This is a genomic window from Pseudoalteromonas sp. GW168-MNA-CIBAN-0100, assembly GCF_040309225.1.
GTDB classification, from domain to species: Bacteria; Pseudomonadota; Gammaproteobacteria; order Enterobacterales; family Alteromonadaceae; genus Pseudoalteromonas; species Pseudoalteromonas arctica.
In genome coordinates this window covers 1-235 of the sequence record NZ_JBEOOL010001118.1, presented here as the reverse complement: position 1 = coordinate 235, position 235 = coordinate 1, and the positions used below count along the sequence as shown (strand labels likewise).

1 protein-coding gene is annotated in these 235 nt (G+C 42.6%); it reads right to left on the bottom strand.

Annotation, left to right across the window (positions count from 1 at the left end; all coding sequences use genetic code 11):
- Positions 1-235 (bottom strand): hypothetical protein (locus AAEY62_RS24840; protein ID WP_350637165.1); only part of this gene is annotated, 235 nt, incomplete at both ends.

The window sequence follows — 235 nt, the reverse complement described above, 5'->3', positions numbered from 1 at the left end:
ACATTGCTGATGATGATTGCACAGTGGATGATTGCTGCGTTTGTTGCTTGGGTATTGGTAGCTTAGGTATGCCTGCGCTGTAGGGTGCTAATTGGCTGCCATCAAGCGCAGCTTGGTATTGACTAGGTTGCGTTAAAAATTTGAGCATATGTTTGCCGTATTGCTGCTCAATTTGAATTAATGCTTGGTCGCGCTCAAAGGTGGCACTTTGTAAATCAAGATACATACTAAAAAT